Annotated in this window: 20 protein-coding genes; 14 read left to right on the top strand and 6 right to left on the bottom strand. The window is 67.9% G+C overall.

Annotation, left to right across the window (positions count from 1 at the left end; genetic code table 11):
- Positions 1-51: 51 nt before the first annotated feature.
- The 5 genes from AB0M15_RS10495 to AB0M15_RS10475 all read left to right on the top strand — a co-directional run bounded on the left by AB0M15_RS10495 (position 52) and on the right by AB0M15_RS10475 (position 5,091).
- Entirely contained in the window at positions 52-1,593 is a 1,542-nt protein-coding gene (locus tag AB0M15_RS10495) for a helicase HerA-like domain-containing protein (RefSeq protein ID WP_363816098.1), read from the top strand.
- A 165-nt stretch (positions 1,594-1,758) separates the two neighbouring features.
- Positions 1,759-3,102 carry a GGDEF domain-containing protein gene (locus tag AB0M15_RS10490; RefSeq protein WP_363816096.1) on the top strand — a complete coding sequence of 448 codons (1,344 nt, stop codon included), beginning with the start codon at positions 1,759-1,761 and terminating at the stop codon, positions 3,100-3,102.
- Between the two features lie 371 nt (positions 3,103-3,473).
- Positions 3,474-4,022 (top strand): SigE family RNA polymerase sigma factor, encoded by a 549-nt coding sequence (locus AB0M15_RS10485; RefSeq protein ID WP_363816094.1) that lies wholly within the window; start codon positions 3,474-3,476, stop codon positions 4,020-4,022.
- On the top strand, positions 4,019-4,537 hold the full coding sequence (locus AB0M15_RS10480; protein ID WP_363816092.1) for a hypothetical protein: 519 nt from the start codon (positions 4,019-4,021) through the stop codon (positions 4,535-4,537). Before AB0M15_RS10485 ends, AB0M15_RS10480 begins: the two co-directional genes overlap by 4 nt.
- An 83-nt stretch (positions 4,538-4,620) precedes the next feature.
- The gene (locus AB0M15_RS10475) at positions 4,621-5,091 is read left to right on the top strand and encodes a hypothetical protein (RefSeq protein ID WP_363816090.1); all 471 of its coding nucleotides are present in this window, start codon (positions 4,621-4,623) and stop codon (positions 5,089-5,091) included.
- A gap of 58 nt (positions 5,092-5,149) precedes the next feature.
- Here AB0M15_RS10475 and AB0M15_RS10470 read toward each other — a convergent pair whose 3' ends face one another.
- A complete protein-coding gene (locus AB0M15_RS10470; protein ID WP_363816088.1) occupies positions 5,150-6,358 on the bottom strand; it encodes a hypothetical protein in 1,209 nt (402 codons plus the stop codon).
- A gap of 188 nt (positions 6,359-6,546) precedes the next feature.
- Here AB0M15_RS10470 and AB0M15_RS10465 point away from each other — a divergent pair, with 188 nt between their 5' ends.
- Both AB0M15_RS10465 and AB0M15_RS10460 read left to right on the top strand, forming a co-directional pair.
- The gene (locus AB0M15_RS10465; protein ID WP_363816086.1) at positions 6,547-7,065 is read left to right on the top strand and encodes a SigE family RNA polymerase sigma factor; all 519 of its coding nucleotides are present in this window, start codon (positions 6,547-6,549) and stop codon (positions 7,063-7,065) included.
- On the top strand, positions 7,062-8,054 hold the full coding sequence (locus AB0M15_RS10460; protein ID WP_363816084.1) for a hypothetical protein: 993 nt from the start codon (positions 7,062-7,064) through the stop codon (positions 8,052-8,054). The genes AB0M15_RS10465 and AB0M15_RS10460 overlap by 4 nt, the downstream gene beginning before the upstream one ends.
- 83 nt (positions 8,055-8,137) lie before the next feature.
- Here the strand turns inward: AB0M15_RS10460 and AB0M15_RS10455 are convergent, their stop codons facing one another.
- Entirely contained in the window at positions 8,138-8,929 is a 792-nt protein-coding gene (locus AB0M15_RS10455) for a helix-turn-helix transcriptional regulator (RefSeq protein WP_363816082.1), read from the bottom strand.
- A gap of 115 nt (positions 8,930-9,044) precedes the next feature.
- Here AB0M15_RS10455 and AB0M15_RS10450 point away from each other — a divergent pair, with 115 nt between their 5' ends.
- The 3 genes from AB0M15_RS10450 to AB0M15_RS10440 all read left to right on the top strand — a co-directional run bounded on the left by AB0M15_RS10450 (position 9,045) and on the right by AB0M15_RS10440 (position 12,481).
- Entirely contained in the window at positions 9,045-9,407 is a 363-nt protein-coding gene (locus AB0M15_RS10450) for a nuclear transport factor 2 family protein (protein WP_363816080.1), read from the top strand.
- A gap of 152 nt (positions 9,408-9,559) precedes the next feature.
- Entirely contained in the window at positions 9,560-10,933 is a 1,374-nt protein-coding gene (locus tag AB0M15_RS10445) for an alpha/beta hydrolase (protein WP_363816078.1), read from the top strand.
- 105 nt (positions 10,934-11,038) lie between these two features.
- Positions 11,039-12,481 carry an alpha/beta hydrolase gene (locus tag AB0M15_RS10440; RefSeq protein WP_363816076.1) on the top strand — a complete coding sequence of 481 codons (1,443 nt, stop codon included), beginning with the start codon at positions 11,039-11,041 and terminating at the stop codon, positions 12,479-12,481.
- On the opposite strand, the gene AB0M15_RS10435 is transcribed toward AB0M15_RS10440, so the two are convergent.
- Positions 12,478-13,347, bottom strand: a complete 870-nt coding sequence (locus tag AB0M15_RS10435) for an aminoglycoside phosphotransferase family protein (protein WP_363816074.1) — start codon at positions 13,345-13,347, stop codon at positions 12,478-12,480. The two genes, AB0M15_RS10440 and AB0M15_RS10435, sit on opposite strands and share 4 nt — an antisense overlap.
- Positions 13,348-13,433: 86 nt before the next feature.
- On the opposite strand from AB0M15_RS10435, the gene AB0M15_RS10430 reads away from it, so the two are divergent.
- From AB0M15_RS10430 to AB0M15_RS10420, 3 genes are all read left to right on the top strand, one after another.
- Positions 13,434-14,216, top strand: coding sequence for a methyltransferase domain-containing protein (locus AB0M15_RS10430; protein ID WP_363816072.1), 783 nt, complete (start codon positions 13,434-13,436; stop codon positions 14,214-14,216).
- 326 nt (positions 14,217-14,542) lie between these two features.
- Positions 14,543-14,716 (top strand): hypothetical protein, encoded by a 174-nt coding sequence (locus AB0M15_RS10425; RefSeq protein WP_363816070.1) that lies wholly within the window; start codon positions 14,543-14,545, stop codon positions 14,714-14,716.
- Positions 14,709-15,467, top strand: a complete 759-nt coding sequence (locus AB0M15_RS10420) for a hypothetical protein (protein ID WP_363816068.1) — start codon at positions 14,709-14,711, stop codon at positions 15,465-15,467. The genes AB0M15_RS10425 and AB0M15_RS10420 overlap by 8 nt, the downstream gene beginning before the upstream one ends.
- Positions 15,468-15,626: 159 nt before the next feature.
- Here the strand turns inward: AB0M15_RS10420 and AB0M15_RS10415 are convergent, their stop codons facing one another.
- Together AB0M15_RS10415 and AB0M15_RS10410 are read right to left on the bottom strand one after the other, a co-directional pair.
- Positions 15,627-15,941 carry a hypothetical protein gene (locus tag AB0M15_RS10415; RefSeq protein WP_344844697.1) on the bottom strand — a complete coding sequence of 105 codons (315 nt, stop codon included), beginning with the start codon at positions 15,939-15,941 and terminating at the stop codon, positions 15,627-15,629.
- On the bottom strand, positions 15,938-16,138 hold the full coding sequence (locus AB0M15_RS10410; RefSeq protein WP_343967231.1) for a hypothetical protein: 201 nt from the start codon (positions 16,136-16,138) through the stop codon (positions 15,938-15,940). Before AB0M15_RS10410 ends, AB0M15_RS10415 begins: the two co-directional genes overlap by 4 nt.
- Positions 16,139-16,584: 446 nt before the next feature.
- Here AB0M15_RS10410 and AB0M15_RS10405 point away from each other — a divergent pair, with 446 nt between their 5' ends.
- Positions 16,585-17,043: a GNAT family N-acetyltransferase gene (locus tag AB0M15_RS10405; RefSeq protein WP_363816065.1), complete on the top strand. Its 459-nt coding sequence runs from the start codon at positions 16,585-16,587 to the stop codon at positions 17,041-17,043.
- Here the strand turns inward: AB0M15_RS10405 and AB0M15_RS10400 are convergent, their stop codons facing one another.
- The gene (locus AB0M15_RS10400; protein WP_363816063.1) at positions 17,044-18,261 is read right to left on the bottom strand and encodes an MFS transporter; all 1,218 of its coding nucleotides are present in this window, start codon (positions 18,259-18,261) and stop codon (positions 17,044-17,046) included.
- Position 18,262: the final 1 nt, after the last annotated feature.

The raw sequence follows: 18,262 nt of genomic DNA, 5'->3' as shown, positions 1-18,262 counted from the left end.
CTCGAACGCACGGGGAAGCTTTCCCTTCGTACGTTCGAGAGGCACGCTGAGATGGCCGAGACAGCCGACGTCGTGGAGACCGTCAAGCAGGGGTACGCGTTCGAAGGGCCGGCCATCGAGCTGGGCGCGCTGCTGGTGGACGGTACGCCGAAACCGGACGCGGCGGTCCGGATCCCGCTCTCGATGGTGAACCGGCACGGCCTGGTCGCCGGCGCCACTGGTACAGGTAAGACCAAGACCCTGCAGTTGATGGCCGAACAGCTGTCAGCTGCGGGGGTCGCGGTCTTCGCCGCCGACATCAAGGGCGACCTGTCCGGCATCTCGCAGCCGGGGCAGTCGAGCGACAAGCTGCTCGACCGGACCAAGACGATCGGCCAGGAGTGGACGGCGACCGGCTTCCCGACCGAGTTCTACGCGCTCGGCGGGCAGGGCACGGGGATTCCGATCCGCGCCACCATCACGTCCTTCGGGCCGGTGCTGCTGTCGAAGGTGCTCGGGCTGAACGAAGTACAGGAGTCCTCGCTCGGGCTGATCTTCCACTACGCCGACTCGCAGGGTCTGACGTTGCTGGACCTGAAGGATCTGCGGTCGGTGATCACGCACCTGACCAGCGACGAGGGCAAGGACGACCTGAAGGACCTCGGTGGGTTGTCGGCGGCGACGGCCGGGGTGATCCTGCGGTCGTTGATCGGGTTCGCGGATCAGGGTGCGGAGGCGTTCTTCGGTGAGCCGGAGTTCGACACGGCCGACCTGATGCAGCAGCGGGACGGCAAGGGAGTCGTGTCGCTGCTCGAGCTGCCGAACCTGCAGGACCGGCCGGCGCTGTTCTCGACCTTTCTGATGTGGCTGCTGGCGGACCTGTTCCACGATCTGCCCGAGGTCGGCGATGTGGACAAGCCGAAGCTGGTGTTCTTCTTCGACGAGGCGCACCTGCTGTTCGCGGACGCGTCGAAGGCGTTCCTGAGCTCGATCGCGCAGACCGTGCGGCTGATCCGGTCGAAGGGGGTCGGCGTCTTCTTCGTCACCCAGACGCCCAAGGACGTGCCGGACGACGTACTGGCGCAGCTCGGGTCGCGGGTCCAGCACCAGCTGCGGGCGCACACCCCGAACGACGCGAAGGCTCTCAAGGCAACGGTGTCGACCTTCCCGAACTCGTCGTACGACCTCGGCGAGGTGCTGACGCAGCTCGGCATCGGCGAGGCGATCGTGACGGTGATGAACGAGAAGGGCGCGCCGACTCCGGTCGCGTGGACCCGGTTGCGGGCACCGCAGTCGCTGATGGCACCGGCTTCCGCCGAGCAGTTGACTGCTGCCGTGCAGGCTTCCGCCGGCAACGCGAAGTACACCGAGGTCATCGACCGCGAATCGGCCTACGAGAAGCTCGCCGCCCGGGTCCAGGCCGGCGCCCAGCAAGCCGAAGAAGAAGCCAAGCGGGCCCCCGAGCCCAAGGCGGCCCCCGCTCCGCGCGCCCAGAAGCACGAGAAGTCCATGGTCGAGCAGGTGGTCGGCTCCTCAGCCTTCAAACAGTTCGCCCGCACCGCCGGCCGCGAGATCGTAAGAGGCCTCTTCGGCGCCGCCCGCCGCAAACGCTGACCGCACTATTCGACGGTGGTGCAATAGTCACCGTGCGTACGTCGATCATTGATCCTTGATCAAACGACTGACTTCTCAACGAGTGATTTTCGTTTCCAACTGGTTATCCACAGCACGCCGTAGCGGATTGGGACCAAACCCTCACTCGACGTACCGTGAGAGGCAATGGTCGCGCAGAGTAGGCGAGCGGTACGTTCCTGGGCGCTGTGGACGCTGTCGGTCCCAGCGCTCGGCATGGTCGTGCTCGTCGACCTGGTGGCGATCGCGTACGGCGCCGAGGCGTTCTCCGGGGTGCAGTCGTGGCGCGGACTCGAGATCGTCTTCGCGCTGACTGTCTCGGCGCTGATCTCGGTCGAGGGTGCGCGCCGGGTCGAGAGCCGGCGTCGGCGCGGTGGAGCCCTGCACAAGGACCTCGCGCCCGCTTGGATGATCGCGGCCGCGTTGATCCTCCAGCCGGCCCTGGCGATCATCGTCGTACTCCTCTTGCGGAGCTGGTGGCGGATCCGGGCCGGCAAGTGCATCCCCTATCGCTGGGTCTTCTCGACCGGCGTCTGCGTGCTCGCCGTCGGTGCCGCTCATGCTGTTTATCGATCGGCCCTGGATCTGACCGGCGGCGGCGATCTCGGTCTGGTGGTCTCGATGGCGGCCGGCGCGCTCGCCTACCTCGCGGCGGACACCCTGCTCTGCGGTCTGGCGATCTCGCTGATCGTGCCGGGCAGCAGCCGGCAGGATGCGATCGGCGACAAGGACGATCTGTGCGTCGATGCGACGGCCGGGACGCTCGGCGCTCTGCTCGCGGCGGCGACGCTGGTCAGCCCGTGGTTCGCCTTCGTCGCGATCCCGATCACCTTGACCGCTCAGCGGGCGTTGCTGCTCGGTCAGTTGGAGAGCGAGGCGCAGACCGATCCGAAGACGAGTCTCGGCCGGGTCGACTGGTGGCGTCGCCGGACCGAGGAGATGCTCCGGACCTCCCGCACCCAGCGCGAGCCGATGGCTGTGCTGCTGATCGACATCGACCACTTCAAGCAGGTGAACGACCGGCACGGCCACCTGGTCGGCGACGAAGCACTGCGCGCGGTCGCGACGATCCTGCGCTCGGCGATCCGTACCAAGGACGTGATCGGCCGGTTCGGCGGCGAGGAGTTCGTCATCGCCCTCCCCGACACGGACCTCGACGACGCCATCGTCACGGCCGACCGCCTCCGCTCAGCAGTCGCCGCGTCGCCGCTCGCGGCCATGTGCGCCGGCGTCCTGGATGACCCCGACCTGGACCCAGACACTTTCCGCCTCACCGTCTCCATCGGCGTCTCCGTCTACCCGGCCGACGGCAGCACAGTCGACGACCTCCTCCTCCGGGCAGACCGAGCCATGTACGCCGCCAAGGCCGCCGGCCGAGACCGAGTCCGCCTAGCCGCCGACCTCCGCCTCCCCCCGCGCCAACCCCACTCCGAGCCAGCCGCCACGACGCCTCTCCCACGCCCAACCCCCGCAGACCTCCAACACCGCTGACCCCAGCAGACCTCCGGCGCCGCGGACTGCGCCCGGCTCCGGCGGAATCTCCAGCACCGCTAACGCCAGCAGATCTCCGCCCTGCCTGCTCCGGTGGAGCTCCGGCACCGCTGCGACCAGCAGGTCTCCGGCGCCGGAGACTGCGGCAGGCCCCGGCGCCGCGGGCTCTGCCCGGTCCGGTGGACGTGCGTGCCGTTGGCTCTGCTGGGTTTGGTGGACCCCCCGGTGCCGCTGACTCCGGCCGATCCGGCGGGCCGTCAGTGGTCGCGGGGCGCGTGGGGTTCTGCGGGAGGTTTTGGTGGCAGCAGAACCTTTCGGTGGTGGGGGGCGTCTTTTGGGGTGGGACGTGGTGGCTGAGGGCGGGAGAGTGGATGCAGGGGGCGGTGGGTCGCGACGAGGACTTCACGGCCTTTGTGCTGGCCAGGTCGGCGCGGTTGGTGCATTTTGCGCGGATGCTGTGTGGGGATGCGGGGCTGGCGGAGGATCTGGTGCAGACGGCGCTGGAGAAGGCCTACCTGCGCTGGGACCGGATCGAGCTCGGCGACCCCTTCGCGTATGTCCGGCAGGCAGTCGTCAATCAGCATCTGTCGTGGGTTCGCCGTCGGCTGTGGAGGGAGCGGCCGAGTGGGAGCACCGCCGAGATGGATGAGCAGGCCGGGTACTCGCTGCCGCTGCAGTACGCCGACGACCCGAGCGCCGGGGTGGAGCACCGGATCGCGATCGCCGAGGCGCTGGCGACGCTGACGAGAAGGGAACGGGCCGTGGTGGTGCTGCGATTCGTCGAGGATCTGACCGAGGCGCAGACCGCGGCCGTCCTCGGCATCGCGGTCGGAACGGTGAAGAGCGCGAATGCCCGGGCCCTCCAGAAGTTGCGGGCCGCTCCCGAGCTGAGCGGCAGCTATGTGGGTGAGCAGTCATGATCGACGACGACCTGCGGGAGGCCTTGCGTCCACCGGGTGGCATCGAGCCGCTCGACCCGGCCAAGGTGATCGCCGGGGCACACCGCCGACGCCGGCGCGGCATCGTGGCCGGCGGGGCGTCCGCGGGCGGAGTACTGGTTGTGGTCGCGGTGAGTGTGATCGTCGGAATGCGGCCGAGTGGCAGCCCGGTGATCGAGCAGCCGGTCACGCCTTCGACCAGTACGTCGACGCCGAGCACTCCGCGCCCGAGTCCTACCCCAAGCACGCCGAACCCCGGTACGCCGACGCCCGGTCAGCCATCTCAGCCGCCGACCAACCAGCCGGTCGTACCTCCGAACAACACACCGACGCCCTTCACGCCCTCCGCCCATACCCCGGCGCCACCCGAAACGCCGCCGGCCGGTACGCCTGAGCCGCCGGCCGCACCTTCGACCAATACGCCCGAGCCGCCATCCGCGCCTTCGACCAATACGCCGAGCAGACCGGTACCGCTGCAGACGCCGGGCACTCCCTGATCGCTTACCGCTCCGGGAGAACCTTCCGGTGGCCGGTCGCGTCCTTGAGCCCGACAGTGAGAAAACCTTGCGGAGGGCAACAAATGACGAAGACCCTGATCAAGCAACTCGTGGCGGGCGGGGTGGCGGTGGTGGCGCTCGCGGGTGGCGCGCTGGCTGCCTCGGCCGCCGCGGACGGTGGTCCGGGCAACACGCCCAAGCCGAGCGCCCAGACGCCGAGCAACGCCCCGACGCCGCCGACCGAAACACCGCAGCAGACACCGAGCCAGGCGCCACCCCCTCCGCAGACACCAAGCCAAGCGACGCCCCCACAGCCGCCGACCCAAACACCAAGGCAGACCCCCAGCAACGCGCCCACCCCGCGACCGGCGCAGACGCCCAGCGCGTGGCCTACTCCGCAGCCACCTGCGCAGACACCGAGCGCGTGGCCGACCCCGCAGCCGCCCGCGCAGACTCCCAGCACCTGGCCAACCCCGGAGCCGCCGCAGACGCCGAGCCAGGCGCCGAGGTATGTACCCACTCCGCAACAGCCCCCGAGCGCGCCCGGGAAGTGAATTTCTAGTTCCGAAGAACCGGAGCACAAGCACTCCGGTACTTCGGAACACAGCGGGATCAGCAGGCGCCGAACGAACCAGCCGAGATCCACGCCTTCGAGACATACATCCCGGTATGGACGCGCAGCCACACATTGGTCGTGCCCTGCGATCCCGTCACGCTCTGGCCGGTCGTCTGGCATTCGACCGTCACCTGCGCCGACTTCCCCGCCATCCCGACAACAGCACCAGTGGAGCTGGCCGAGTTGCGGACATTCAAATAGCCGGACGTGATTGACACCGTCCCGCGCCCACCATCACCCGTCCACAGGTACGTCGCGTCCACCCACGAGTTGTCCGTCAGCTTCAACGCATCCCAGAAGACCCCGTCGGCCAGATCGATCCCGGCCGGATTGGCGACCGTACGACCGAACTGATCCTTCCCGCCGTTGTAGCCGTTCTGGTACGCCGCCTGCGCCTCGGGCTTGCCCTGCGCGAGGTCCTTCCACATCTCCCGGGTGGCACTCGGGTTCCAGTAGTCGTCCTTCGTGTTCCACGGCCCGACGTCCCACACCGGCTCGAACGCGCACCGGCTCGCCGTGCACACCTTCACCGTGTAGTTGCCCGATCCGTTGTTCGCCAGCCCCCGCCGCGACGGCAGTGCGACGAAGTGATCCCGGCTGGCGATGACATGCCCGTTGGCGGTCGTACCACCGACCAGCCCCTCGCGAGTCGCGAACACATGCGATTTCAACGGAGCCGCCTGAATCGCCATCCGGCCGGCGGACGCCTTGTCCGTGGGCTGCACACTCACATCGCTGATCCACGGGCTACCACCTTGCGGCGGCGCGATCACGATGATCCTGAGCTGCACCTGATCGCTGGCGCCAGGCAACGCAGTCGGCTGCCCTGCCTTGGCCGATGTCCATTCCGACCACCGGTCTTCGACCAGAGCCCGTACGTCGACCTCAGCCGTCGACAAGTCCGGCGTACCGGCGACGTAGTTGACCACGACGGCTGAGGTGGCCGAGGCGAATCGGATCGGGGCGAGGTTGGCGATGCCCGACCGTTGCCGGACTTCGACCGAGCCCATCGAGGCCGGCGCGTCGCCGAGGATGATCCGCTGCCCGTCGACGCGGACGTTGGTCGAACCGTCCACAGGCTGGGCAGCCGGTTTGACCGGGTCGACGGGGCTTGCTGAGCTGGGTCCGGCCGCGAGCGCGAGCGGAGTGATGGCGATGGCGACGGCCAGGCAGGCAGCCGTTCGCAGCTTGGCGGTGAGATGCATGACTGGTACCTCCGGGGCGGTGAAGGTCACCGGGTGCAGCCACCCGGTGCACCCAATGTGACAAACAAACCGTCTCCGTGTATAGCTCGTGAATAAATTTCTGAAGATTAGTTGGTGACGAACAGAACCTAAGTGGTGACTCAGCGGGTTTGTACGGGTGTGACAGAGGCTGAAGCTGAGGAGAATCGATGACCCGGACCGCGGACGCCGACTTCGAGCATTTCGTGCGGGCCCAGTCGACCCGATTGCTCCGGTTCGCGGAGATGTTGTGCGGGGATCGGCACACCGCCGAGGATCTCGTGCAGCAAGCGTTGATGCGGTCTTACCCGAAGTGGCACCGGCTCGACGGTGACCCACTTCGCTATGTACGCCGGGTGCTGGTGAACCGCTTCTTGTCAGCGTCTCGCCGGCATTGGTCCAACGAGGTTCCGAGTGACCCGGTCGACAACGACTGGGACCAGCGCGAGGTCGCCGACTTCTCCGCGGAGGTGCAGACCAGGGAGGCCGTACTCGCGGCCCTGGCGGGTCTGACCGTCCGGGAGCGGGCCGTGGTCGCGCTGCGCTACTCGCAGGACCTCTCCGAGGCCGAGACCGCCGAGTTGCTCGGCATGGCTCCAGGGACCGTCAAGAGCACCGCGTCCCGGGCACTGGCCAAGCTGCGTCTGGCACCCGACCTGATCGACACCACTGTTGGAGGAAACGTATGACCGACGAGCAGCGGGTGCGCAGCGCGCTCGAGTACGACCTGGAGCCCTGGCAGCCCGACCCGGCCGACCTGATGCGTCGTGGCCGCCGGCTCGCCTGGATCCGCCGAGGACTGGCCGCGGCGGGCGTGACTGCCCTCGCCGGCACTGTCGCTACAGTGTCCGCCGCGGTCGGGGGACCTGCCGACGTGAAGAACCTGCTCGCCGGTGGCGGTAAGCCGCCGGTGCCGGTCACGGTCCCCACCGACACCCCGTCGGTCGACCCGACCTGCCTGCCGAAGGTACCGGGCAAGGTGGAGGTCTCGGCCAGCATCAAGGTCGAGGTACCGCCGGTGAAGAAGCCGAACGTGCCGGTACCGACCACCGCGCCTTCCCTGCCGGGGAAGCCGGGCAAGCCGTCCCTCCCGCCGGTACCGACCAGCAAGCCGAGCCTGCCGGGCAAGCCGCAGCTCCCGCCGGTCCCGACCACTGCGCCTTCCCTGCCGGGCAAGCCGGGCCTGCCGGGTAAGCACGGTACGCCGAGCCTGCCGCTGGTACCGACTACCAAGCCGACCCTCCCGGGTAAGCCGTCCCTGCCGCCGGTACCGACCACCAAGCCGACTCTGCCGGGCAAGCCCTCCCTGCCGACGACGAAGCCGACCCTCCCGGGCAAGCCGACTCTGCCGCCGGTCCCGACCCCGTCCCACCCGCCGGTACCGCCGTGCGTTCAGGCCGCGGTCCCGACAGCCGCACCGTCCCTCCCCGGTAAGCCGCAGAAGCCGCAGCTCCCGCCGGTCCCCACCACCGTGCCTTCCCTGCCAGGTAAGCCCGGCAAGCCGACCCTGCCCCCGGTGCCGACCACCAAGCCGACCCTCCCGGGCAAGCCGACCCTGCCGCCGGTGCCGACCACCAAGCCGACCCTGCCCAAGCCGTCGTGGCCCACCGCCACCCCGAGCTGGCCCGGCAAGCCCCACAACCCGTTGCCCACCGGTACACCCTCCTTCAACCGGTAGGCCTTCCCCCCGAAAAGGCCGATGGAGCCACCAGCGAGACGAGAGAATCGACCTCTACTCGCCGGTGGCTCCATCTGCCGCTTCTAACGCTCCCGGAGGTACTCGGCGGTCTTCTCGTCGGCGGGGAAGAAGGACTCGATCATCAGCTCCGAGACGGTGACGTCCAGGGGTGTTCCGAAGGTGGCGATCGTGGTCAGCAGGGAGAGTTGGTGATCGCCGTGCTGGAGCTTCATCGGTACTACGACCTCGGTGGCTGCGGCGAGGTCGGTGCGTTCGCCGCCGGAGTACCGGCGTAGTTCGTCGTACAGGTCCTGGAGGTCGGGGTCGGCGGTGCTGGCGACCTGGCGGTGGAGGCTGGTCAGGACGCTGGCGCGGATCTCGGGGAGGTTGCCGATCCGTCGCGCGAGGCCGTCGGGGTGCAAGGTGAGTCGCAGCGCGTTGATCGGTGGTTTGAGCAGCTCTGCCGAGACGCCTTCTGTGAACAACGCGATGCCCGCGTTGGCCTCGACGATGTTCCACCAGCGGTCGACGACCAAGGCCGGGTACGGCTCGTGCGCCTTGAGCAGTCGCCGCAGCGCCTCCCGGATCGCCAGCATCGCCGGTGAGTGCAGCGACGCCTCGGTGTAGATCGGCGCGTACCCGCCCGCCAGCAGCAGCTGATTGCGATCCCGCAGCGGTACTTCGAGATGCTCGGCCAACCGCAGCACCATCTCCCGGCTCGGCTTCGACCGTCCTGTCTCGACGAAGCTCACATGCCGGGTGGACACCTCGACCTGGTTGGCCAGGTCCAGCTGGCTGAGCCGTCGGCGCTCTCGCCAGCCGCGCAGCAGCTCACCCACCGGGCGCTGGAACGTCTCGTCGATCGTCGCGGTCATGCCCCGACGGTAACCGCTGAGGTGGTCACCCTCATTACCTCCGACGTCATCGACCACTACCGCATCCGGCGGCAGGCTTCTGGTCATCGAGAACGACCGAACCGAGGAGAACCCCATGAACGCCAGCACCATCGCCAACCAGTACTTCGCGATGTGGAACGAGGCCGACGCCGACGCCCGGGCCGCCGTCATCGAGCAGACCTGGGCCCCCGACGGCGCCTTCACCGACCCGAGCTTCGAGGTCACCGGCCACGAGGGCCTGACCAAGATGGTCGAGACCGCCCACCAGATGTTCCCCGGCCACGCCTTCTCTCTCACCGGTACCGTCGAGGAGCACCACAACCACCTGCGCTGGTCGTGGCACCTGGCCGCCCCGGGCCAGCAGCCCGTCGCCGGCGGCACCGATGTCGTCACCCTCACGGAGGACGGCAAGATCGCCGAGGTGATCGGCTTCCTCGACTTCGCCCCGGCCCACTGAGGGTGGCACCGGCCCCTGGATTCAGGGGCCGGTCAGGGTTTGGGCGGATACTGGTCCCGGGACCTGACGCTTAGGTTCAGGGTATGGAAAAACGTTGGAACAAAGGACTTTCGGCAATGGTCGTTGCCGTGGGCACCATTGGGGCAGTGTTGGTGCCCAATAGTGCAACGGCCGCGCCGGCAGCGATCAAGTGGAGTGAATGCAAGCCGGGTGGGGTGGAGCAGTGCGGCAAGCTGACCGTGCCGCTGGATTGGGCGAAGCCGGGTGGCGCCACCATCGGCATCGCAGTGGCGCGGGTGCCGGCGAAGGATCAGCAGCACAAGCTCGGATCGTTGATGTTCAACCCGGGCGGGCCCGGTGGACCGGGTGCGTTGGCCTTCGCGAACGGGGCGGCTGACGAGCTGTTCGCGGAGTACCGGGATCGGTACGACCTGGTCAGCTTCGACCCGCGCGGGTCGGGCGGCAGCAGCCAGCTCGCTTGTGGGCCGGTGCTGCGCGCCGGAGTACCGGTGTTTCCGAAGAACAAGGCCGAGTACGACGCGATGGTCGCGTCCAGTCGTGCGACGGGTCAGCAATGCCTGAAGCAGCACGGTGAGTTGATGCGCAATCTCGACACCCGCACAGCCGCCCGCGACATGGATGCTTTCCGCGCCGCACTCGGCGACGCCAAACTCAACTACCTCGGCGTCTCGTACGGCTCCTACCTCGGTACTACCTACGCGCAACTCTTCCCGCACCGCGTCGGCCGGATGGTGCTCGACGGAATCCTCGACCACGCGCAGGGCCCGACCGCGCTGATGCTGGCCGAGGCGAAGGCGATGGAGAAGTCCTTCGACAAGTTCGTCTCCTGGTGCGATGAGGACAGCAAGTGTGCACTGCACGGTCAGGACGCCGGCGCGGTCTGGGACAAGGTCGTCGCCAAGGCTGACAAGACGCCGTTGCAGGTGCCCGGGTACGGTCCGGTCACCGGCGACGTGATGCGGATGAGCCTGCCGAGTTTCCTGCCGCGGGTCGATCGGGCCGGCGATGTCTGGGGCGGCTTCGCCCAGGCGATCGCGCTTGCGGCCAAGGGGGACGGCTCGCTGTTCGCTGAGCTCACCTACGTCGGCGATCCCGGCACGGAGTACGTCGCGGTGTCCTGCATGGACTTCCCCGGCGAATTGAAGGGATACTCCGATGCAAGGACCCGGATCGACCTGGCCAAGAAGATCGCACCGCGCGTCGGTGCGGCCGTCGAGGACTGGGCGATCACCGCTGCCTGCTCCGGCTGGCCGATCAAGCCGAGCAACCCGTGGCAGCCGACGCCGGTGAAGGGCATCCCGCCGATTCTGATCACGTCCACCACGGTCGATGGATCGACGCCGTTGCCGCAGGCCAAGGGGCTGGCTCGCCAGATCGAGGGCAGCCACGTGCTCGTCGCCAGGGCGTACGGCCATACGACGTTCTTCAACGCGCCATGCGCCCAGGCCGCGATGGCGTCGTACCTGATCGACGGCAACCTCCCGCCCAAGCGCTCTACCTGCTGATTTAGGTCAGGGGTGGGTCAGGGGTCGTGTACGACTTTCGTCGGGTCCGGCGGCCCGACGGATGGGGGATGTCCACTGACCCATCCCTGAGCTTAGGTCGACGGTATGGAAAAGCGTTGGAAACAAGGAGTTCTGGCAACGGTGGTCGCCACGGCCGCTCTCGTCTCGGTGCCCGGCAGCGCGATCGCCAAGCCGGCCGGAATCAACTGGAGTGCGTGCAAACCGGATGGCGTCGTCCAGTGCGGCTATCTGACCGTCCCGCTGGACTGGTCGAAGCCTGACGGGGTGAAGGCGCAGATCTACGTCGCTCGGGTGCCCGCGAAGGATCAGGCGCACAAGCTCGGCTCGTTGACGTTCAACCCCGGCGGTCCCGGTGGCGCCGGGGCGTCGATCTTCGCCGAGGGCCTGGCCGATGTGACCTTCCCGGACTATCGGGATCGCTACGACCTGATCAGCTTCGACCCTCGGGGTGCGGGGCTCAGCACTGCCCTGGATTGTGGGCCCATCCTGCGCCCCGGCGTACCGGTGTTTCCCAAGAACAAGGCCGAGTACGACGCGATGGTCGCCTCCAGCCGCGCGACCGGCAATGCTTGCCTCAAGCAACACGGCGACCTGATGCGCAACCTCGACACCCGCACTGCCGCCCGCGACATGGACGCGATCCGGGCCGCCCTCGGCGAACCGAAGCTCAACTACATCGGTCTGTCCTACGGCTCCTATCTCGGCACTACGTACGCCCAACTCTTCCCGCACCGCATCGGCCGGATGGTCCTGGACGGGATCGTCGACCACGCACAGTCGCCGACCAGGTTCACGCTCGAGGAAGCGATGAGCATGGAGGACACCTTCGACCGCTTCGCCGCGTGGTGTGACAAGGACACCTCTTGTGCGTTGCACGGGCAGGACGTCGGCGCCGTCTGGGACAAGCTGGTCGCCAAGGCCGACAAGACTCCGCTGCAGGTGCCTGATCACCCGCCGGTCACCGGCGACACGATGCGGATGACGTTGCCGGCGCTGCTGCCGAGGACCGACTTCATCGGCAATCCCTGGCCGCCGCTGGCCGAGGGCATCGCCCAGGCGGTGAAGGGTGACGGCACGCTGTTCGCGCAGGTGAGTTATCTCGGCGACTACGAGACGGCGTACGCCGCGGTGTCATGCATGGACTTCCCCGGTCAGTTGAAGGGGTACGCCGATGCGAAGGCCCGGATCGCGTTGGCCAAGGCCGTCGCGCCGCGGGTTGGTGCCGCCGTCGAGGCGTGGGCGATGACCGCGGCGTGCTCCGGCTGGCCGATCGAGCCGAGCAACCCGTGGCAGCCGACGCCGGTGAAGGACGCTCCGCCGATCCTCATCACGTCGACGACGCACGACCCGTCGACGCCGGTGAGCAACGCGCGTGGGCTGGCGCATCAGCTCCGGGGCAGCCACCTGTTGCTGGCTGATGACGCGATCGGGCATACGGCGTACTTCAACTCGCCTTGTGCTCGTGCGGCGATCGCTGACTATCTGCTCGACGGGCGGTTGCCGCCCAAGCGGTCCACCTGCAGCTAAATGACGGCCTGGAGGATTCGGCGGCAGCGCTCGGGGTCGATGGTCAGGCCGTGGGCGAGTTCCCAGAGCCAGTAGTCGACCGCTCGGTACACCACCCAGTTCCTCGCCCGCTCGGGGTCGAGCTCGGCTTCCCGCACGATCGTGTCGAAGTGCTGGCGGATCTCGGCGCCATCGGCCATCTCGTCGACGCGGGTGAGCAGGGTGCGGGCCAGGTCGCATTCGGGGTCGCCGCGGTAGAGGACGGGGTCGACCACGATCCACGGTTCGCGGGCTCCCCGTAGTACCTGTTCGGCGTGGAAGTCGCCGTTGGCGGCGAGATCGCTCGTCGTGTGGGACAGCTGTTTGGTGACTCGGAGCGCTTCAGTGAGCTGGGCCCGGTCGAAGGGCTTGCCGAGGCGCTCCCAGTCCGGCTGCAGCTGGGGAGCACGGTTGCTCACGTTGGTTGCGGTCGACAGCGCGTCGGCGGGCGCGGGGACGGCGGTGCGGCGCATCAACCGACCGAGGACGGCCATCGCTTCGCCGAGGGGCTGGTCGAGCAAGGAGTCGCCGAGCCGCTCCAGCAGCATGGCGCCGCGCGGGAGGTCGACGTCGTACAGCCGGACCGTCCCGCGGCCGTCCCACCAGCGGAGCGCCCGGGCGTGCTCGGGCAGGTCGGGGCCCGGCGGGGACATCCGGAGTACCAGCTGCTCGCCGTCGCGGCTGACCCTGACAACGATCGCGTTCGACCCGTGGGAGACAGGGCCGTCGATCGTCAGCCCCCAGATCTCGCACTGCTGATCGACCGCCGCAGGCAGTCCGGCCAGCCATTCGCGGCCTTCGGTCCACCAACGGGGCATCGCCAGGAAGGCGTCAGGCAGCTCGATCATTTGGGCAACCGTAGCGATCTGGTGGGCAAATGGTCTCCCCGTTTACCGGTTCGGCACTCCATGATGTGGAGCATGGGCGGAACGGTATGAGTAACCTGCAGTTCGATCCGGAGGTGTCGCGGCAGATCGAGTCGGTCTACACGACACCGGACGTGATCGAGCAGCGACGAGTGGTCCGGACCGCGCTCGCGCTCCGGCCGGGTGACCGGGTGCTGGACGTCGGCGTCGGGCCGGGACTGCTGGCCGCGGAGATGGCGGCGGAGGTCGGCCCGGACGGGCGGGTCTGCGGGATCGACATCAGCGACAGCATGCTCGCGATCGCCGGGAAGCGCGCGAAGGTGGACGGCGGGCCGACGCTGGAGCTGGAGCTGGCCGCCGCGGGGCGCATCCCGCACGGCGCCGAGAGCTTCGACGTCGTCGTGTCGACCCAGGTCTTCGAGTACCTGGACGACGTACCGGGTGCTCTGAACGAGATCCGCCGGGTACTACGCCCCGCCGGTCGCGTGGTCCTGCTCGACACCGACTGGGGCTCGATCGTCTGGCGCTCCACCGACGACGCGCGGATGGGCCGGATCCTCACCGCCTTCGAGGAGCACCTGGAGGACCCGCACCTGCCCCGCACCCTCGGCGACTCGCTGACCAAGGCCGACTTCACCGTCACCCATCAGCAGGTCGTCCCGATGCTCAACACCGGCTACGACGCCCGCACCTACAGCGCCGGCCTGATCGACATCGTCGAAGCCTTCGTCCCCGGCCGCGCCAAGGTCACCGGTCCGGAGGCCACCGCCTGGGCCGACGATCTCCGCTCCCTCGGCGACAGCTATTTCTTCAGCCTCAACCGCTACCTCTTCGTCGCCTCCGCGCTCTGAGCGGGACGGCCCTCCTTGCGGCGACGGCCAGGGGCGGGCGCATCGTGGGATACGCCCGCCGCCGTCGGTCGTTCTCCCGCCCCTCAGTGGGAGAACTCGCGGCTCGGTGAGCACCACCCATGCCCGAATGGGGCCGACTGAACCGCGGGACCATCTACTCGTACCCCACTCGTCGCGGCTCACACACGGCCGACCGGAAAACTTGACGTTTCTCGTACACCCGGCTGCCCGGGCGGACATGGACGGATGGCACCGCGCCGCCCTAACCTGAATGGCGATTCCGCGGCCGGGGGAGGCAGCGGGGCGTCAGGGGAGGGACGAAAGCGATGACGGACGTCTTCGACGAGATCCACGAGGACGAGTTGACCGAGGCCCAGCTGGACGAACTGGAGGCGCTCGGTGCCGCCGAGGATGCCGAGCTGATCCTCGGTGCCTTCGAGCCGGTCCAGTCCGGATCTGGCGGCGACGGACCGGGCGACGCCGGGCAAATAGATGCCTGAGGCAAGGATCGTCTGGCGGAAGACGCTGCTGAACAAGCGCACGGTGGCGATGCTGATCGCCGCGGAGAAGATCTACCACTCGAAATTCAAGTATCTGCAGGGCTCGTACAACAAGGGCGGCGTGGAGGCCTCGGCCGGCACCCATGACGGTGGCGGCGCGGTCGACATCGGCGTGGCGAGCCAGAGCGCGGCCCAGCGCCGGGCGATCGTGCTCGCGCTGCGCCAGGTCGGGTTCGCCGCCTGGCTCCGGACGCCGGCCCAGGGGCGCTGGCCGTACCACGTGCACGCCATCGCGATCGGGGACAAGGACCTGTCCCGGGGCGCGGCGGCTCAGGTACTCGAGTACAAGCGCAAGCGCAACGGACTGGCCAATCGCGGCAAGGACGACGGGCCGCCTGGGTACTACTCGATGACCTGGGAGATCTACCTCAAGGCGCATCCGGCGCCGCCGCCACCCGCAGCACCGGACTCGTCGATCTCGCTCGGGGCGATGGCATACGCGCGAACGCATGACGCGATGACCGGCGCGTGGGGCGCCGATCGGGCCCGCGTGGTCGCCTGGGCCGCGCATCCGAAGGTCGCGGCGATCAGCCAGCACGAGACGGTACCGCCGGCCGGGGTGCCGTGGCATCTGCACTTCCAGCAGGTGCTGCGGCGGGTGCAGCTGAAGTTCAAGCTGCCGCAGACCGGGATCTTCGTCGACGGTGTGGACGATCAGATGAAGCGGTACGGCTACACGATCACTGCTTGAGCTTTGCAGTTCTGGACAACGACAAGGCCCCACCGGTAGCAGCCGGTGGGGCCTTGATTGGTCCACTACCGCCCGAACGTTCCGGTGCAGCTGTGGAGGTGGAGAGCGGAACCGGCGCCGATGCAGGGGTCAAGACGCCAGCTCCGCTTGCTTATGGGGTTATCTCGCGTCGACCGCCCAGACGTGCGCCTGGTGGAACTCGAGGTCCTTCTGCATTCCGACCGGCGCACCGTTGGCTCCGAGGTGCTGCAGGGTCGGTACTACGACCGCTCGTACGTCCGTCCGCTTCACTTCGTCCAGCAGCGCGTGGAACGCGGCGGACTCGGCGGCGTCGCGCTCGGTGTACACCGTGCCGAGGGTGAATCCCTCGGCGCTGGCGAACGCGGCGAGCGAGTTCGTGGCCGCGGCCAGTTCCTCGGCGCAGCTGAGCGCGTCGGCCCGGACATAGCCGAGCAGCGTCGGACGGGTGGTCATCGCGAGCGCTCCGGAGCGCCGACCGCGTCGACGAGAACCGGCTCGCTGGTCACTCGCAGCGAGGCGAACCGGCGGCGCATGGCTTCTTCGTACTGCGCTGCGTGGTCGACGTCGGCGATGTGGTCAGCGATCGTGGTGTGGCCGAACCAGACCCGCACGCGGCGGTGCGAGGCGGGAATCTCGATCGACTCGGTCATCGTGGTCACCAGTTCTCGAGGGGGCTGCCCGACGCTGGGCATAAGGAAAGAACACCGTATAAAGCCTGCCCCCGGAATAGACTGGCAGGGACCTTTACAGAGGCCTTACGCTGCTCTGGTTCGCACCGTGAAACCGCTGGTCAGGGCACCGGTAGCGGTTCCGGGAAGTGGCTGGCTTTATGGCCTGTCAAGAATGTTTGCAGGAATTTGCCAATAACGATTCGGACAGCCGGTTCTATTAGACCCCGCTGCAAATGTAGGGCTTCCTGGTAACTCCAGGCGCACACCTGGCCACGCTCCGAACTGTTCGCTCGCGACCCGCTGATCGGCCCGCAGGATTCCCTTCGCGCCACGCCGATCAGGCCGTCGCACACCCTGTCCACAAATACTTACAACCAGGGCCGTAACTACACCGCGTAGCGCCCGGTGTCACCCAGAATGACGCCATGCACCTGACCACCGAGTACCTCCGGCCGGATGAGTGGAGCCAGGGGCTGATGGGTGAGGCGGCGCGTGCTGTCGTCGAGCACCTGCTGACGCTGCCGGGTATCGATGGCGTCGAAGCCTGGATCGACGCTCGCAACGACCGATCGATCGGGGTGGCTCGCAAGGCCCGGCTGGAGGTTGCCGCGCGGCTGCCGCGGTTGAATCTTGGTGAGGTCTCGCAGTGGGTGGTGATGGTTCGGGCGGCGCAGCCTGTCGTGCCGACCGTGCTTGGGGTTCGGCCGCAGTTGGCTGTGTGGGATGTGGCTGTCACTGCGGAGCTGTTGGTGCGCGTGCTGGGGCTGCAGGTGCTCTATCAGTACGGCGAGCCGGAGGTGGAGTTCGCTCGGCTGGGGCTTTCCCGGCGGATATGCCGTGGGCTCGGCGCGAGTTCGCGTTTCGGCTTGGGGATGGGCATGTGATCACGGTGTCGGGTGCTTTGTCCGGCTGAGCTTTGCTGGATGGCTTGGTACTGCGACGAGCGTGACGGGGGCGGCTAGTACTGCGAAAGCGGCGATCGTGTTGAGGGTGAGTGGTAGGCCTATGAGGCCGGCCAGGGCGGGGGCGGTCAGGGCACCGATCACTACGGTGAGGGAGTCCATCGCGAAGAAGAGGGAGCCGATGCGGCCTAGCAGTTCGGTGGGGGCTACGCGTTGGACTGTGGTTTCTGCGGTGATCAAGAGGATGCTGCCGGGGAATCCGATCAGCGCGGTGGCGGCGATCGCCGAGGGGATGTTGGGGGCGTTGAACAAGGCGAAGAATGCTGCGCCGACGGCTAGCTGGGTGACGATGAGTAGATCGCGAATACTTAACCAGGTAAGGGCTTTTGGGCTCAGTGCGGCGCCGAGTAGGAAGCCGGCACCTAGTCCTGAGATCAGGTAGCCGACTGTTTGGCCGGGTGCTTCGAGTCGCTCGACGGTGAACGGGACCAGGAGTGCTGTTGCTCCGGCGTTGGCGGTCAGGAAGACGCCGTTCGCGATCAGAATTCCGGAGAGGATCTTGCTCCTGGCGACTCCTCGCAGCCCTTCCTTGAGTGCCTGGAATCCCTTGTCTGTTTGGGTTTCTGTGACCAGTCGTCGATAGCTGATCGAGGCGATGATTGCTGCCGATAACAAATAGCTGATGATGTCGAGGATCAGGACGAAGGTGATTCCCGGGCCCGTGAGTACGAGTGCGCCGAGGGGTGGTGCGGCCAGGCGGATCACGCTGCCGGAGAAGGCGCTGAGTGAGTTAGCTGCCGCTAGGTCTTCACCGGTGCCCACGACGGCTGGGGTGAGTGCCCGGGCTGCGGGTCTGAAGACCGTCGTCGCCAGGTTCTCGGCCAGTACTGCGACGTACACGAGCCAGATGCGGTCGGCGGAGTCGGCGAACAGGATCAACGCGACGGCCGCCGCGCTGGCGAGATCGGCCAGCCACATGGCGCGCGACAGATTCCAGCGATCGAGCAGTACGCCGGCCCACGGTCCGACAATCAGCGCCGGTACGGCCTCCAGGGCGACCGTCAATCCCGTTGCCGCCGCCGAGCCGGTCAGCTGGAACACGTGGACCGGGATCGCGACCACCAGCAGCCAGGAGCCGATGCCGGAGATCGTGCCGCTGATCCAGAGCCGCCTGAAGTCACCGTTCCTGAGGAGCCTCACG

Origin of the sequence: Kribbella sp. NPDC051718 (assembly GCF_040681515.1) — a bacterium.
Lineage (GTDB): Bacteria > Actinomycetota > Actinomycetes > Propionibacteriales > Kribbellaceae > Kribbella.
The sequence above is the reverse complement of the archived record's forward strand: the minus strand, read 5'-3'. Positions and strand labels throughout refer to the sequence as shown.

Coding starts and splice junctions, on each gene's coding strand:
- AB0M15_RS10495 (WP_363816098.1), top strand. CDS start 52: ATGGCCGAGACAGCCGACGTCGTGGAGACCGTCAAGCAGGGGTACGCG.
- AB0M15_RS10490 (WP_363816096.1), top strand. CDS start 1,759: ATGGTCGCGCAGAGTAGGCGAGCGGTACGTTCCTGGGCGCTGTGGACG.
- AB0M15_RS10485 (WP_363816094.1), top strand. CDS start 3,474: ATGCAGGGGGCGGTGGGTCGCGACGAGGACTTCACGGCCTTTGTGCTG.
- AB0M15_RS10480 (WP_363816092.1), top strand. CDS start 4,019: ATGATCGACGACGACCTGCGGGAGGCCTTGCGTCCACCGGGTGGCATC.
- AB0M15_RS10475 (WP_363816090.1), top strand. CDS start 4,621: ATGACGAAGACCCTGATCAAGCAACTCGTGGCGGGCGGGGTGGCGGTG.
- AB0M15_RS10470 (WP_363816088.1), bottom strand. CDS start 6,358: ATGCATCTCACCGCCAAGCTGCGAACGGCTGCCTGCCTGGCCGTCGCC.
- AB0M15_RS10465 (WP_363816086.1), top strand. CDS start 6,547: ATGACCCGGACCGCGGACGCCGACTTCGAGCATTTCGTGCGGGCCCAG.
- AB0M15_RS10460 (WP_363816084.1), top strand. CDS start 7,062: ATGACCGACGAGCAGCGGGTGCGCAGCGCGCTCGAGTACGACCTGGAG.
- AB0M15_RS10455 (WP_363816082.1), bottom strand. CDS start 8,929: ATGACCGCGACGATCGACGAGACGTTCCAGCGCCCGGTGGGTGAGCTG.
- AB0M15_RS10450 (WP_363816080.1), top strand. CDS start 9,045: ATGAACGCCAGCACCATCGCCAACCAGTACTTCGCGATGTGGAACGAG.
- AB0M15_RS10440 (WP_363816076.1), top strand. CDS start 11,039: ATGGAAAAGCGTTGGAAACAAGGAGTTCTGGCAACGGTGGTCGCCACG.
- AB0M15_RS10435 (WP_363816074.1), bottom strand. CDS start 13,347: ATGATCGAGCTGCCTGACGCCTTCCTGGCGATGCCCCGTTGGTGGACC.
- AB0M15_RS10430 (WP_363816072.1), top strand. CDS start 13,434: ATGAGTAACCTGCAGTTCGATCCGGAGGTGTCGCGGCAGATCGAGTCG.
- AB0M15_RS10425 (WP_363816070.1), top strand. CDS start 14,543: ATGACGGACGTCTTCGACGAGATCCACGAGGACGAGTTGACCGAGGCC.
- AB0M15_RS10420 (WP_363816068.1), top strand. CDS start 14,709: ATGCCTGAGGCAAGGATCGTCTGGCGGAAGACGCTGCTGAACAAGCGC.
- AB0M15_RS10415 (WP_344844697.1), bottom strand. CDS start 15,941: ATGACCACCCGTCCGACGCTGCTCGGCTATGTCCGGGCCGACGCGCTC.
- AB0M15_RS10410 (WP_343967231.1), bottom strand. CDS start 16,138: ATGACCGAGTCGATCGAGATTCCCGCCTCGCACCGCCGCGTGCGGGTC.
- AB0M15_RS10405 (WP_363816065.1), top strand. CDS start 16,585: ATGCACCTGACCACCGAGTACCTCCGGCCGGATGAGTGGAGCCAGGGG.